Source organism: Granulicella sp. WH15 (assembly GCF_009914315.1).
Classification (GTDB): Bacteria; Acidobacteriota; Terriglobia; order Terriglobales; family Acidobacteriaceae; genus Edaphobacter.
The window spans coordinates 4,617,432-4,631,124 of record NZ_CP042596.1 but is presented as its reverse complement, the minus strand read 5'-3'; the positions used below and the strand labels follow the sequence as shown (position 1 = coordinate 4,631,124).

Genomic DNA, 13,693 nt, shown 5'->3' with positions numbered 1-13,693 from the left:
AGATTGATAACAATAAACAAGTAACGTGAGAGTTATTTACCCAGGAAAACCCGCGCGTGAAGGCTCTTAATCATCTGCTTATTCTTGTCATCGAAGATGACCCACGCATGGTCGAACTTTTAAGTGCGGGCCTGTCCGAACGCGGCCACACGGTCTTCACGGCGACCACCGCCGAAGAGGGCCAGCGCCTCATCGGCCTCAGCGACTTCGATGCCATCGTGCTCGACATCGGCCTGCCCGACCGCAGCGGCTACACCATCGTCAGCGAGCTGAAGGAGCGGCCCCGGCGTCCGGCCATCGTCATGCTGACGGCGCTGAACCAGGAGGACTACATCGTCTGCGGCCTCGACGCGGGCGCGGACGACTACCTCACCAAGCCCTTCTCCTTCCCCGAGCTGGCGGCACGCATCACCTCCGCCGTGCGGCGCACGCGCACCGCCGCCGTGGACGGACACTTCTTCGGTCCCTTCGAGCTGGACGTGAGAAAGCGCCGCCTGGTGCACCACGGCGTCGAGGTCCAGATCACCCGCAGCGAGTACCACCTGCTGCGTACGCTGGTGATGAACCGTGGCGAGGTGGTGCCGCGGCGCAAGCTGATGCAGGCCGTCTGGGGCTCCGGCACAGCCAGCCACGGCGCGCTCGACACGCTGGTCAACACCCTGCGCGAGAAATTGAATATTGGCCAGCCAGGGCTGATCTCGACCCTGCGCGGCGTGGGCTACCTGATGGTGGAGGAGGTAGATCTAAGGGAGAAGAGTGTCCATGACTGACTCGGCTAACCCGATCTCACTCATCTATCGCCTGCCCCTGCGCGTCCGGCTCACGCTCTGGTACTCGCTGGTCTTTGCGACGGCGCTCTTTGCGCTGGGCTTCGCTTCGCTCTGGATGGTCCACCGCGCCGTCGAATCTCTCGAGAACAACGAGCTGCAACAGCGCGTTCGCAGCGTGCGCCGTTTCGTCGAGAGCCGTCCCGAGCACGAGTCGCTCGCCGCCACGCGCGCGGCCATGACCTCCGCCTACAACGCCAGCCACGGCAACAAGTGGCTACAGGTCATCGACGAGCACGGCCAATGGCTCTACCGCTCATCGCACGTTGCAGACATCTACCCGCAGCTCACCCTGCCGCAGGCGACGCCGCCCGAGAGCAACTACTTCACCTACACAGCCGACGCCATCCACGTCCGCGCCCTTATCGAGCCGGTAACGATCCGCGGCGTCCATTACACCGTGCAGACCGGCCTCACGCTCGACAAGACGCTGGTCATCCTCACCAACTTCCGCATCCAGCTCTTCGTGCTCACCAGTCTGGGCCTCATCGTCTCCTCCCTCGCGGGCTACTTCATGAGCCGCAAGGCGCTCTCGCCCATCGCTGCCATCGCTGCCGAGGCCCAGCGCATCAACGACAAGAATCTGAACAGCCGTATGCCCGAGCTGGCCACGCGGGACGAACTGGCCGCGCTCTCCACCACGCTCAACCAGATGCTCGGCCGCATCGAGGCGGGCTACCAGAGCGTCCGCTCCTTCACGGCGAACGCGGCCCACGAGCTGCGTTCGCCGGTGGCCCTGCTGCGCGCCGAAACCGAGGTAGCACTGGCCTTTCCCCGCGACGCCGAGTACTACCGCCAGACCTGCCGGCACATCCTCAGCAACTCGCAGCAGATGAGCCGCCTCATCGACCAGCTACTCGCCCTGGCCCGCGCCGACGCAGGCGTTGAGGTCATCCGCCTCGAGCCGATCCACCTGCCCGACCTCATCGAGGAGACCGCCGCCGAGTGGTCCGAGCGCTTCCGCGAAGCGGGGATTCACTTCCGCCACGAGGCCATCGACACCGAGCTATGGATCGAGGGCGACTACTCCGCGCTCAAGCGGCTGCTGAACAGCCTGCTCGAGAACGCCTGGCGCTACGTTCCCTCGGGCCAGGCCTGCACGCTGGCCCTGTGCGAGTTCGAGGGGCAGGCCGCTGAGATCAGCGTCTCGGACACCGGTCCGGGAATCTCCCTCAAGGATCAGCCCCGCATCTTCGATCGCTTCTACCGTGTCGCCCGCCCGGTCCACGGCGACTTCCCCGGCTCCGGCCTGGGCCTGGTTCTGGCGCAGTGGATCGCGGAGCAGCATCACTCGCGCATCCGCCTGTGGAGCGAGCCGGGGCAGGGAAGCTGCTTCTCTCTGGCACTCGCCACACTAGCCACGCCCGAGTTCACCAGAGCAGAGCAACTCGGCGAGCAATCCCACCAAGTTCATTAAGATCAGCCCTTCCAGCACAGTGACAATTGCTTGTTCTACCTGCTTTGCCGTTGCCTGTTTTCCTGGTTGTCATTCAGGAGCGAAGCGGAGGACTCTGCTGCCGTTGCTATTGCTGTTGTCTTTGCCGTTGCTTCTGGGTTAGGTCCGGGCTTTAGCCCGGACATTCAAGACATGCACCAACGTGGGCTTTAGCCTCAGAGGTATGCTTTCTTCCCCAGTCCCATGCTGACTACTTCCCCCACGCCGCCCCGAGAACGGTACAAGGTGCCTGTGTCGTTTTGGGACAGCTCAATCAAGCCCTCTTTCCCTCCCGCCGAGTATCTCTACATCCTCCTCCCCAACGATTTCGCGGCTTTTCCCTTCTTCCCGGAGCCCGGAGTCGCCTTGCGACAAAGGTAACCAACGGTCGCATAGATTTCGCGTCAGGCATAAAGCTTTCTATCGCGATGCCGATGAGGCGGCCAGAGGGTTCCCCATGTCTGTCTCCTTTGCAGCAAACTCGGCCATGCAGTGTGCATCGACACGATCCACGCATAACAACGCAATCCTGCGCTCGGCGTTCAAGATCCTGCTGACCGCTTGCCTTGGAGTCTTCCTCGGATTTCTTGCCGGTTGCGGCTCAGGCGGCTACGCCGGCGGCGGCATTGAAGGTCTTTCGGCCTCGACGATCACACTCGACGCCGGCCAGAGCTTCCTCATCAAGTCGGCAACGACCGGCGGATCGACCGTCACCTGGTCGCTGAGCGGCCCCGCGTGTTCGGCCGCGGGCTGCGGAGCAGTCTCCGCCGCCACCGGCGCGCAGGTGACCTACACCGCGCCCACCGGCATCACCGCCCCGATCAGCGTGGTCCTTACCGCTGCGGTCGCGGGCACCAAAAGCTCCGCTCCCGTAACCATCACGGTCAATCCCGACCCGGCGATTCTGGGCAATCCGCCCGCGGGCTCGGTGGGCGTCGCCTACTCCGCGACCCTGACCGCGTCCGGTGGCACCGGCCCGCTGACCCTGAGCATCGGACCAGGCTCTCTGCCTGCCGGTCTCAGCTTTAACGCGGCCACAGGCGTCATCTCGGGCACGCCGACAGCCGACGGCGCCTCGACGTTCACGGTCCAGGTGACCGACGCGAGCAGCGTGCCCTACACGGCTACGGTGCAGAAGACGATCACGATCGGCGCGGGCGGCAGCCAGACCCTCACCGTCGTCAACGGCAATCCTCCCGTGGGCACCGTCGGCACCGCCTACACCACCTCTCTGAGCGCCATGGGCGGCACACTGCCCTACACCTGGAGCGTCGCCTCGGGCACGCTTCCCGCTGGCCTCACCCTCAGCCCCACGGGCGTCATCTCAGGTACGCCGACGGCCAAGGGTGTATCTACCTTCACCGCGCAGGCAAAGGACGCCACCGGAGCCACGGCCACCGGCGTCGTCGCCATCACGATCAACCCGGCGAGCACCTCGACCCTGCAGATCCCGGTCACCACCCTGCCGGGCGGCACGGTCAACGTGCCCTACAGCGCGCCCATCACGGTGACGGGCGGCACCGGCCCCTACACCTGCACCCTGACCTCGGGCACCCTGCCCGCCGGTCTCACGCTCTCGCCCACCTGCCAGGTCACCGGCACCCCCACCACGGCGGGCACCTCCACCTTCACGGTCACGGCGACTGACTCCAGCAACCCTGCCCAGTCGGTCTCGACGACCATCACCCTCACCATCGCGCCCGCCACGCTGACGGTCCCCAACTCCACTCTGCCGAACGGCACGGTCAGCTCACCGTACAGCGCTCCGGTCACCCCGACGGGCGGCACGGCCCCCTATACCTGCTCGGTGGCCTCGGGCACGCTGCCTGCGGGCCTCACGCTTGGCAGCAACTGCCGGGTTACCGGCACGCCTACCACTGCGGGTACCTCCACCGTCACGGTCAAGGCGACGGACAGCGGCAACCCGGCCCAGTCGGCAACCGGCGCAGTCTCGATCACCATCGCCCCCGCGCCACTCACGCTCTCCATCTCATCGCTGCCCAACGGCACGGTGAACACCCCCTACAGCTCCCCGGTCACAGCGACGGGCGGCACCGCACCCTACACCTGCACCCTGGCCTCGGGCACGCTGCCTGCCGGTCTCACCCTTGCCTCCAACTGCCTGGTCAGCGGCATCCCCACCACCGCCGGAGCCTCGAACTTCACGGTCAAGGTGACGGACGCGGCGAACCCGGCCCTGGTAGCGACCGGACCTATCGCGCTGAGCATCTCTCCCGCTCCGCTCTCCATCTCGCTCTCCACGCTGCCGAACGGTACGGTGAATATCCCGTACAGCTCGAACGTCGCGGTGACGGGCGGCACGGCACCCTACACCTGCTCGCTGCAGACGGGATCGACCCTGCCTGCGGGCCTCACCCTCAGCTCCTCCTGTCTGGTCAGCGGTACGCCGACCACTGCTGGCACCGTGAGCTTCACGGTCAAGGCGAACGACGGGAGTAACCCGGTCCTCTCCGTGACGGGGGCGCTCTCGATCACCATCGCCCCGGCGGCACTTAGCATCAACCTCTCCTCCCTGCCGAACGGCACCCTCGGCGTGCCTTACAACTCCCCGATCGGGATAACGGGCGGCACGGCACCTTACACCTGCGCTGTGACCTCGGGCGCACTGCCCCCGGGCCTCAGCCTCAACACCACTACCTGCGTGGTCAGCGGCACTCCGGTCGCCCCTGCCGGTACCGCGAACTTCACGGTCAAGGCGACGGACTCCACCAGTGCATCTGCATCGGGCGCGTTCGCGGTCATCATCTCCGCTCCCGCGACTCCGCTCGCACTCACCAATCCACCGTCTGGCATCGTTGGCACGCCTTACACGGGAGTGGTCGGGGTCAGCGGCGGCACGGCACCCTACACCTGCAACATCACGGCCGGCCTGCCCGCCGGTCTCACGGCTATGGGCTGCGCGATCAGCGGTACGCCGACCGCGCCTGCCAACGCAACCCTCACGGTATCGGCCAGCGATTCCACCACACCGACCGCCGAAACCATCACCAGCACCACGGTCCCCCTCACCATCGGCGTCGCGACCCTCACCCTCACGGGCACGCTGCCGCCCGCGGTCCAGAACGCGGCCTATAGCCAGACTCTGACCGCGACCGGCGGCGTCGCACCCTACACCTATGACCTGGCTACGGGCTCGACCTTGCCTGCCGGACTCACCCTCTCCTCCGACGGCACCATCAGCGGCACACCGACCACCATCGGGGTCACTCAGTTCACGGTGACCGCAACCGACACGGAGACGACTCCGCAGACAGCCAGCCTGAAGCTCAATCTGCAGGTGGTCTACCCGAGCACACCGAACGACTCCATCCTGAAGGGGCAGTACGCCTATCTCTTCCAGGGCTATGACGACGCGGTGCTGGGCGTGCTGGCCTACCGGACGGCGACCATCGGCAGCTTCACCGCCGACGGCACCGGCATCATCTCGGCCGGTGAGCTAGACAGCAACCACCAATCCACCGCCGCAACGGGTAATACGATCGGCAGCTCCAGCTTCGTCGGCACCTACACCATCGCCGCCGACGATACCGGAACGTTCGCCATCACCGCCTTCAACCCCGACGGCACGCCCGGAGCGACCAGAACCTACGCGATCTCGCTAAAGGCTCCGGTCGCACCGGCAACCGTCACCGCCGAGGGCAGCCTGATCGAAGCTGACGACGATCAGGTGGCCGGAACCAAGGGCGCGGGCACCCTGCTCCTGCAGACTCCGACGGCCTTCACCGCCGGACTCAAGGGCAACTATGCCTTCGGCCTCGAGGGCGCAATCCCCTGCATCCCGAGCTGCACCCTCGGCGTCCTGGCCGCACCGGTTGCTTCGGTCGGCGTCCTGACGGCGAACGGCGTGGGCGCGGTCACCGGCACCGGCGACGCGATCATCGAGACAACCAACTACACCAGCGCCGCGCTCACCGGAACGGCAGCGGCGACGGATGCCAACGGCCGTATCCAGCTCTCGATGAGTACGGCAGGCACCACCGCAAACTTCTACCCAACCGACTACGCGGTCTACGTGGTCAATGCCAATAACGCCTTCATCATGTCGACCGACAAGTACTCCAACTACATCCTGCTGGCCGGAACGGCGGCGCTCCAAACCCAGGCCACCTTCAGCAACACGTCGATGTCCGGCCCATTCGTCGGGTACGAGAACGCGCCGAGCAACCCCGGGTTGTTGGGGACCACGCTCCAGAATGTACTCAACCTCACCACCGCGAGCGTCTTCCAGGGCGATGGCACCTCGGACGGCAACTGCGCGATCAACAGTGTGGATTCGGGCGGCACGGCCCAACTGGTCAACGGCCTGACAGGTCTCGGCAGCGGCGTTCCAATCCTGAACGCTCTACTCGGTACCTACCAGTCGACGGGTGCGGTTACCTGCGGGGTCGCTGCATCGGGCCGCGGAGTCCTGACCTATCCGGTTCCGAGCGGTCTGCTGTCCGGGATACTGGCCCTCCTCGGTCTCGGGGGCACGCCTCCTCCGGCGCGCACCTTCTATCTGATCTCGCCCAACAACGGTTACTTCGTGGAGACGGGTTACGCGGGGCTGGGCCACCTTGAAGCTCAGACCAAACCTGCGGGTGGTTTCACTCTGGCCAACACCTTCACCGGGTCGTACGTGTACGGCACCACGCCGGCAAGCTCGGTGGCCAGTCTCGACGGAGTCGGCAGCTTCGCCTCCAACGGAGCCGGTCAGGTGACCTACACCGAGTCCCTGAACGTAGGGGTGGGCACGATCAACATCCTCGACCTGAGCGCAACCAATTCGGGGACATACGCGGCACCGAATGCCTTTGGCCGCTTCACGGTCAACTCATCGGCCACGGTCGTAGACGGCAACACGGTCATCGGGTCCAACCTGGTGCTCTACGCGATCACGCCCAACCGGTTCGCGATGGTCGATACGAGTGCATTGACGACCTCGCCTTCGGTCTCGCTGCTGTACTAGCCGTCAGGAACTCTGCTAACGCCGGGCCCGCAAGGGCCCGGAAGGAGATTCAACTCAATGCGTCCCACACTCTTGGCTTTGCTTCTTGTAACGCTCGGCAGCCCGGCGGCTTTCGCACAACATGACGGCGCCGGTTCCGCCCTGCTCGTGCCTCGGTTCGATGTCTCTGTCGGCTACAACTACATCCGCGCCAACGCGCCGCCGCCGGGAGGCTGCGAGTGCTTCGGCCTTCAGGGCGGCGCGGCTTCCTTCAGCTACCACATCACGGACTGGCTCAGTGCAGCGGGCGAGTTCACCGGCGGCCGCGCCGGCAACATCAGCGCGCTGGGCCAGAACCTGACGCTCTTCACGGTAGCGGGCGGCCCGCGCGTGCAGCTCACGGGACGGCGGTTCGTACCCTTCGGCCAGGCGCTCTTCGGCATCGGCCACGGTAGCGACTCGTACTTCCCCACGGGCACGACCTACTCCACCAGCGCCACCAACTTTGCCCTGCAGGCTGGCGGCGGTGTGGACTTCAGCCTGAACCGCCGGTTCTCTGTCCGGGCGTTCGATGTCGAGTACCTGCGCACCACCTTCCCCAATGGATCGACCAACACCCAGCAGCAGTTGATGGTCGGTGCCGGCGTCGTGGTGAAGTTCCGGGGCATGGGGCTGGTCCGGCACCATGAGGAGCGGGCAGAGGTCGCCCGTCCCAGCGAGATCACGTTCACCTGCAGCACGGCCTCGCCGACGGTTGAGCAGGGCCGGATGCTGGACATCGTCGGCTACGCCCACACCGAGCCTGACCAGGTGGACCTGAACTACACCTGGAGCTCGGACGCGGGTGCCATCGTCGGCAACGGCCGCCGCGTCTCCATCAACACGATGGGCGTGGCCCCGGGCAGCTATCACATCTACGGCCGGGTCTCCCTGGCCTCGAGCCCCTCGACCATGCAGGACTGCAACACGAGCTTCCAGGTGGCGGCACCGGCCGTGGCTGCGGCCCCTGCTCCCACGCCGACGATGCTCACGGTCGACCCGGAGAAGGAGAGGGTCTTCCACGAGAACGTGCAGGACGCCCTCTTCGACTACGACAGCTACAAGATTCGTCCGGACGCGCAGGCGGCCATCGACCATGCCGCAAAGTATATGAGCGACAACCCGGCGCTGGCGGTCACGGTGGGCGGCTACGCGGACGACCGAGGCTCGGCCGAGTACAACCTGGCCCTGGGCGTAAACCGCGCCAACGCCGCTCGCGACGCACTGATCGCGGCGGGAGTCTCGGGCGACCGCATCAAGATCATCAGCTACGGCAAGGAAAGCCAGGTCTGCGCGGCCCAGAATGAAGCCTGCTGGCAGCAGAACCGTCGCGCCGCCTTCCAGATGCAGCACTAAACCAAGCAGGGAACACCAACACGAAAAAGAGATCCAGGCTCATGCCTGGATCTTTCTTCTGCCCCTTCACCATCTTTGCCGTTACCTGTTCTTGCCTTTGCCTTTGCTGTTGACCGTTCTTGCTTTTGCCGTTGCTTGTCTTCTTGGTTGTCATTCAGGAGCGAAGCGGAGGAATCTGCTTCTGCTTTTGCCCTTGTCTTTGCTGTTGCTTCTGGGGGTAGGTCCGGGCTTCAGCCCCGAAATATGCTTTCTTCAACCCAATCACAAATCCTTCGATCCGAAAAAAGCGCTGAAGGCGCGCTCTATACCAGCCTAGGGCAAAGCCCTAGGTAACTGTATGAGTAGGAACGACAAGCGCTGAAGGCCCGACCTATCCCTGCCGCAAACCCGTACTGCCGAACCGGCCTCCTGCGCGGAGGGCGGGCATTAACACGCCTTTTTACTGCTTCGCGTGCAGCGCCGCCAACATCTCCACCACGGTTCGCCCTGTCACCGGATGCACCCACCCCGGCGCAATCTCCGCCAGCGGCTCCAGCACAAACGCCCTCTCGGCCAGCGCCGGATGCGGCAGCATCAGCTCCGGCGTATCCACCACCACCCCGTCCACCAGCAGCAGATCCAGATCAATCACCCGAGGCCCCTTGGCCACCACCAGATCCCGCCGCCGCCCCATCTCGGCTTCAATCGCCAACAGTCCCCGCAGCAGAGCAATCGGCGCAAGCTCCGTCTCCAGCAGCAACGCCCCATTCAAAAACCGTGGCTGATCCAGATACCCCACCGGCTCCGTATCGAAAAAACTGGAGACGGCCACCACGCTCCCCAGCGAACAGACTCGCTCAACCGCCGTCCGCAGGTTCTCCTCCCGCTCCCCAAAGCGCGAGGCAAGATTCGACCCCAGAGCCACCGCCGCCAGCATGGTTTAGGCGTGGACCGGCAGCAGGCCCCGGACCATCGCCTCATCCTGCGCCGTCTCTGGAACCTCATCGTATCCGTGTGCCAGCTCCCAGGCCGAGCGATCCCGCATCAGCCGCTGCACCAGCGCCGTGTGCATCGCGTGACCGGCGCGCTCGGCCACCACGCGGCCCTGAATCCGCCGCCCCGCCAGCGCCAGGTCGCCGATCAGATCCAGCACCTTATGCCGCACAAACTCATCGGCAAACCGCAGCGGGCCGTTCAGTACGCCCTGCCGGTTCAGGATGATGGCGCACTGGTCCGACGCCCCGCGAATCAGCCCCATATCCCGCAGCATCGGCTCGTCTTCCTTGAACCCGAAGGTGCGGGCGGGCGCGATCCAGCGCACATAGTCGCCCGTGGCCAGGTTGCCGGTAAAGGTCTCGCTGCCGATAGGCGCGGGAAAATCAATCGCGTAGTCGATCCGGTAGCCGTCGCCGGGATAGACGCCGATAAACTTCGACCCCTCCCGCACCTCGACTTCCTTCAAAATCTTCAGGTACTCGCGCCGCCGCCGCTGCTGCTTCAGCCCCGTCGTCTGGAAGGCCTGCACGTACGGCAGGGCCGAGCCGTCGAGGATCGGGACCTCGAGGTTATCCACCTCGACGATCACGTTATCGACGCCAAAGCCGATAAGGGCGGAGAGCAGATGCTCGGTGGTCTGGATCAGTACCGACTGCCGCATCAGCGAGGTGGCATAGCTCACCTTGGCGACGTTGCGCCCGGTCGCGGGAATCTCGAAGTTGTCCAGATCGGTGCGGCGGAAGACGATTCCCGAACCCGCCGGAGCCGGTACCAGCCGCATGGAGACCGGCGCGCCGCTATGCAGCCCCACGCCCGCAAAGCTGATCTCCGACCGGATTGTCTGCTCCAGGTGAGCTGAACCCTGCACCAGTATCGTTCTCCTACGGAGCCAGATTATCCCAGCACCGATGCCCGTGGGTGTGGCAAAAAAGCCACAGACGAGGCCACGGAACCACCTCTGACACGGGGGTGGGATACGATGACGAAGATGACCCTGCAAGCCCTTGCCACCGCCGCCGCCGCTCACTCGGGTTGGATCGAACAGCACCTCCGCGAACTGGTTGAGGTGGAATCGCCCAGCGAAGACCGCGCCGCCGTCAATGCCGCCGCAGCCCTGGTCGCGGGCTGGGCCAGGGAATTGAAGGGGCGTGTCAAGCTTCACAAACAGAAGGAGTTCGGAAACATTCTCAAACTCTGCTTCGGCCCCCGCACGGGCCGTCCGGTGCTGCTGCTGGGCCATCTGGACACGGTCTGGAGCCTGGGTACGCTGACCCAAATGCCGTGGCGCGAGCAGGACGGCCGCCTTTACGGTCCCGGCGTGCTGGACATGAAGGCCGGGGTGGTGATGGCGCTGGCCGCCATCAAGTGCCTGCAAGAGCAGAAGTTATCACGCCCCGTCCAGTTTCTGCTGGTCTCCGACGAGGAGGTCGGCAGCCCGGTCTCCCGCCACATCACCGAGCGGGTGGCGCTCGAAGCTGAAGCGGTCTTCGTGTTGGAACCAGCGCAGGGCCTGGCCTACAAGACCGCCCGCAAAGGCGTCGGCAACTATAACCTGCGGGTCACCGGCGTCGCCGCCCACAGCGGGGTCGATTTCGAGAGCGGCCACTCGGCCATACGCGAGGCGGCCCGCCAGATCGAGATTATCTCGGCCTTCACCGATCTCTCGCGGGGCCTCACCGTCAACTGCGGCGTCATCGAGGGCGGCACGCGCTCGAACGTCATCGCCGCCGAGTGCACCGTGGAGATCGACGTCCGGATCGCCCGCGCCGCCGACGCCCGCCTCATCGAGCGCCAACTGCGCGGCCTGCGCGCCACCGATCCGTCGTGCAAACTGGAGCTGACCGGCGGCATCAACCGCCCGCCGATGGAGCGCAAAGCGGGCACCATCCGGCTCTTCCGCCAGGCGCGAAGGCTGGCCGCCGGGCTGGGCTTCGAGTTGGACGAGGCCGCAACCGGCGGCGGCTCGGACGGCAACTTTACCGCCGCGCTCGGCGTGCCCACGCTCGACGGCATGGGTGCGGTCGGTGCGGGAGCCCATGCGGCCCATGAACACATCATCGCCGCCGAGCTGGTCCCGCGCACAGCCCTGCTCGCGGCCATGATCGCGAACCTGTAGCCCCGAAGCCTTTGCTTCTACGCGAAGCGTCGAGAACGGTACGAAGTACCGCCCGCCCGGCGTGAGGGCGCTTTTGCTTTTGTTTTGAATAGGGCTACTACAATCAAGACATGATTGCTCACCTGCGCGGACGCCTGATCTCGAAGTCTCCCAACCAGGCCATCGTCGAGTGCGCCGGTGTGGGCTATGACGTTGCCATCTCGGTGGCGACTTATACCGCGCTGCCGAACGAGGGAGAAGAGGCGCGCCTGCACATCTTCACCAAGGTGGCCGAAGACCAGCTCGCCCTCTTCGGCTTCGCCGAGACGCAGGAGAAGCGGCTCTTCGAGCGGCTGCTCACCATCTCCGGCATCGGTCCCAAGCTGGCGATCACGGTGCTGAGCGGCATCGCCGCCGACCGGCTGATCGCGGCGATCCGGGCCAGCGACCATGCCTCGTTGACAAAGATTCCCGGCATCGGCAAGAAGACGGCCGAGCGCGTGGTGCTGGAGCTGAAGGACAAGCTGGACGACCTGGCCACCGCGCTGCCCGCCGCCACCCCGGTTCTAAGCCACGGACCAGTGGGCGACGACGCCCTCTCCGCGCTGGTGAACCTGGGCTACGCCCGCGCCGTGGCCCAGAAGGCAGTCGAGACGGCGATTGCCCGCGACCCCGCAGTCACAGGCAGCTTCGAGGGACTCTTCCGTGCGGCCATGGGCTGCATCCGGTAGCACTTCGTGCCGTTCTCGGGGCTGCATGGGGAGATTGTAAGCATGGGGCCTCCCGCTGGTCGGCAGTGAAGATCGCTCGCTGCCGACCAGCGGGAGGCCCTCAGAAGATCATCCTACCCATACCGCCCCAAGAACGGCACGAAGCGCTTAAGCGCGGCGGCGGTAGCGGATGGAGAACTCATAGCCCTGGTTGGGGGGAAACAGCTCGGCTACCAGGCGCAGACGGGCGGCCAGCGCCGCCGGGGCCAGCAGCGGATACTCCCGCTCCCGCAGCTCCGAGTAGTCGAAGTCGACGGCCAGTGAGAGCAGGTAGATGGCGAGGGAGTCCGAAAACGCAGCCTCGACAAAGCTTAGCTTAGCCTTCTCATCGACCTTTACCTCAGCCTTAGCACCATCCTTGCGACTGGCGGGAGCGGTATAGGCCTGATTCCGGTGTTCGAAGGCGTCCTGGCTGGTCTCGCCGCGAACTTCGGCCAGCACCTGCGACCACGCCAGCTCGCTGAAGCGCTCCGGCACCCCGGCCGCGTCCACAAAGGCGTGGCCCACGTTGATGAAGAACTCGAAGGCCAGCGCAAAACGGTCGTTGACGACGCGGGTCGAGATGAAGACGCCCTCGGTGTCGCCCAGCTTCACGTTGCGGTGGCAGATGGCCTCATCGCCCAGGGCGGACGTGTAGGCTGACGCGATCATGGTCTCGTCGCTGCGCTGCGGCTCCGGCAGAGCCTCGGCCAGAGCCAGCGGGACGAAGTAGTAGGCCTTGCCGCCGAGCGCCGCCGCAATGGCCGAGGGCACAGCCTGCACCATACGGTTCAGGTCCTGCTCGGTCACCTCGGTCTCGCCAAAACTGCCGTAAACAACGCCGTTAGCCGCCTGACGGGTGGCGGTCTGCCGGGCTACTTCCGCGGCTCGAATCAGTCCATGCTGCACGATTTCAGCCATAAGGGTTTATTCTAAACTGCAATGGCACTTGCTCACGAAAACACGCCCAGAACCTTTGCCGCCGGCTATCTCTTTGGCGTTCCGCTCAACGGCCTGGGCTGGTTCGCCAGCCTGTTGATGGGGTTGGCGGCGGGAATGGCCGCCTTCTTCGCGGCGACCTTCTGCGGAATCTTCTTCATCCTCTTCTACAACACGGGTGGCCACCACACCGGAGCCGCCGCGCTGGACTACGCGGACAGCTACCGCCGTCTGGGAGTGCCGGTAGGCGCTGCGGTCGGGATATTCTCGCTCAGCTACCTGGGGATGCTGTGGATGCGCGGCAAGGCTAAGCGCGGCTAGGAATCTCTG

10 protein-coding genes are annotated in these 13,693 nt (G+C 65.3%); 7 read left to right on the top strand and 3 right to left on the bottom strand.

Going from position 1 to position 13,693, the window contains the following annotated elements; genetic code table 11:
- The first annotated feature begins 56 nt into the window (after positions 1 to 56).
- The 4 genes from FTO74_RS19155 to FTO74_RS19140 all read left to right on the top strand — a co-directional run bounded on the left by FTO74_RS19155 (position 57) and on the right by FTO74_RS19140 (position 8,605).
- Positions 57 to 770 (top strand): response regulator transcription factor, encoded by a 714-nt coding sequence (locus tag FTO74_RS19155; RefSeq protein WP_162539575.1) that lies wholly within the window; start codon positions 57 to 59, stop codon positions 768 to 770.
- Positions 763 to 2,244 carry an ATP-binding protein gene (locus FTO74_RS19150; RefSeq protein ID WP_162539574.1) on the top strand — a complete coding sequence of 494 codons (1,482 nt, stop codon included), beginning with the start codon at positions 763 to 765 and terminating at the stop codon, positions 2,242 to 2,244. Before FTO74_RS19155 ends, FTO74_RS19150 begins: the two co-directional genes overlap by 8 nt.
- Before the next feature lie 475 nt (positions 2,245 to 2,719).
- Positions 2,720 to 7,231 carry a putative Ig domain-containing protein gene (locus FTO74_RS19145; RefSeq protein WP_162539573.1) on the top strand — a complete coding sequence of 1,504 codons (4,512 nt, stop codon included), beginning with the start codon at positions 2,720 to 2,722 and terminating at the stop codon, positions 7,229 to 7,231.
- A 57-nt stretch (positions 7,232 to 7,288) separates the two neighbouring features.
- Positions 7,289 to 8,605 carry an OmpA family protein gene (locus FTO74_RS19140; protein WP_162539572.1) on the top strand — a complete coding sequence of 439 codons (1,317 nt, stop codon included), beginning with the start codon at positions 7,289 to 7,291 and terminating at the stop codon, positions 8,603 to 8,605.
- Positions 8,606 to 9,044: 439 nt separating this feature from the next.
- On the opposite strand, the gene folK is transcribed toward FTO74_RS19140, so the two are convergent.
- On the bottom strand, positions 9,045 to 9,521 hold the full coding sequence (gene folK, locus FTO74_RS19135; RefSeq protein ID WP_162539571.1) for a 2-amino-4-hydroxy-6-hydroxymethyldihydropteridine diphosphokinase: 477 nt from the start codon (positions 9,519 to 9,521) through the stop codon (positions 9,045 to 9,047).
- A gap of 3 nt (positions 9,522 to 9,524) precedes the next feature.
- Positions 9,525 to 10,448 carry a UDP-3-O-acyl-N-acetylglucosamine deacetylase gene (gene lpxC, locus FTO74_RS19130; protein ID WP_162539570.1) on the bottom strand — a complete coding sequence of 308 codons (924 nt, stop codon included), beginning with the start codon at positions 10,446 to 10,448 and terminating at the stop codon, positions 9,525 to 9,527.
- 111 nt (positions 10,449 to 10,559) lie between these two features.
- Between lpxC and FTO74_RS19125 the strand changes: the two genes are divergently transcribed.
- Positions 10,560 to 11,696, top strand: a complete 1,137-nt coding sequence (locus tag FTO74_RS19125) for a M20 family metallopeptidase (protein WP_345933806.1) — start codon at positions 10,560 to 10,562, stop codon at positions 11,694 to 11,696.
- Positions 11,697 to 11,806: 110 nt separating this feature from the next.
- Positions 11,807 to 12,406, top strand: coding sequence for a Holliday junction branch migration protein RuvA (gene ruvA, locus FTO74_RS19120; RefSeq protein ID WP_162539569.1), 600 nt, complete (start codon positions 11,807 to 11,809; stop codon positions 12,404 to 12,406).
- Between the two features lie 147 nt (positions 12,407 to 12,553).
- On the opposite strand, the gene FTO74_RS19115 is transcribed toward ruvA, so the two are convergent.
- Positions 12,554 to 13,345: a hypothetical protein gene (locus FTO74_RS19115; RefSeq protein ID WP_162539568.1), complete on the bottom strand. Its 792-nt coding sequence runs from the start codon at positions 13,343 to 13,345 to the stop codon at positions 12,554 to 12,556.
- A gap of 21 nt (positions 13,346 to 13,366) precedes the next feature.
- Between FTO74_RS19115 and FTO74_RS19110 the strand changes: the two genes are divergently transcribed.
- Complete coding sequence (locus FTO74_RS19110; RefSeq protein ID WP_162539567.1) at positions 13,367 to 13,684, top strand: hypothetical protein; 318 nt, start codon at positions 13,367 to 13,369, stop codon at positions 13,682 to 13,684.
- The last annotated feature ends 9 nt before the right edge of the window (positions 13,685 to 13,693 follow it).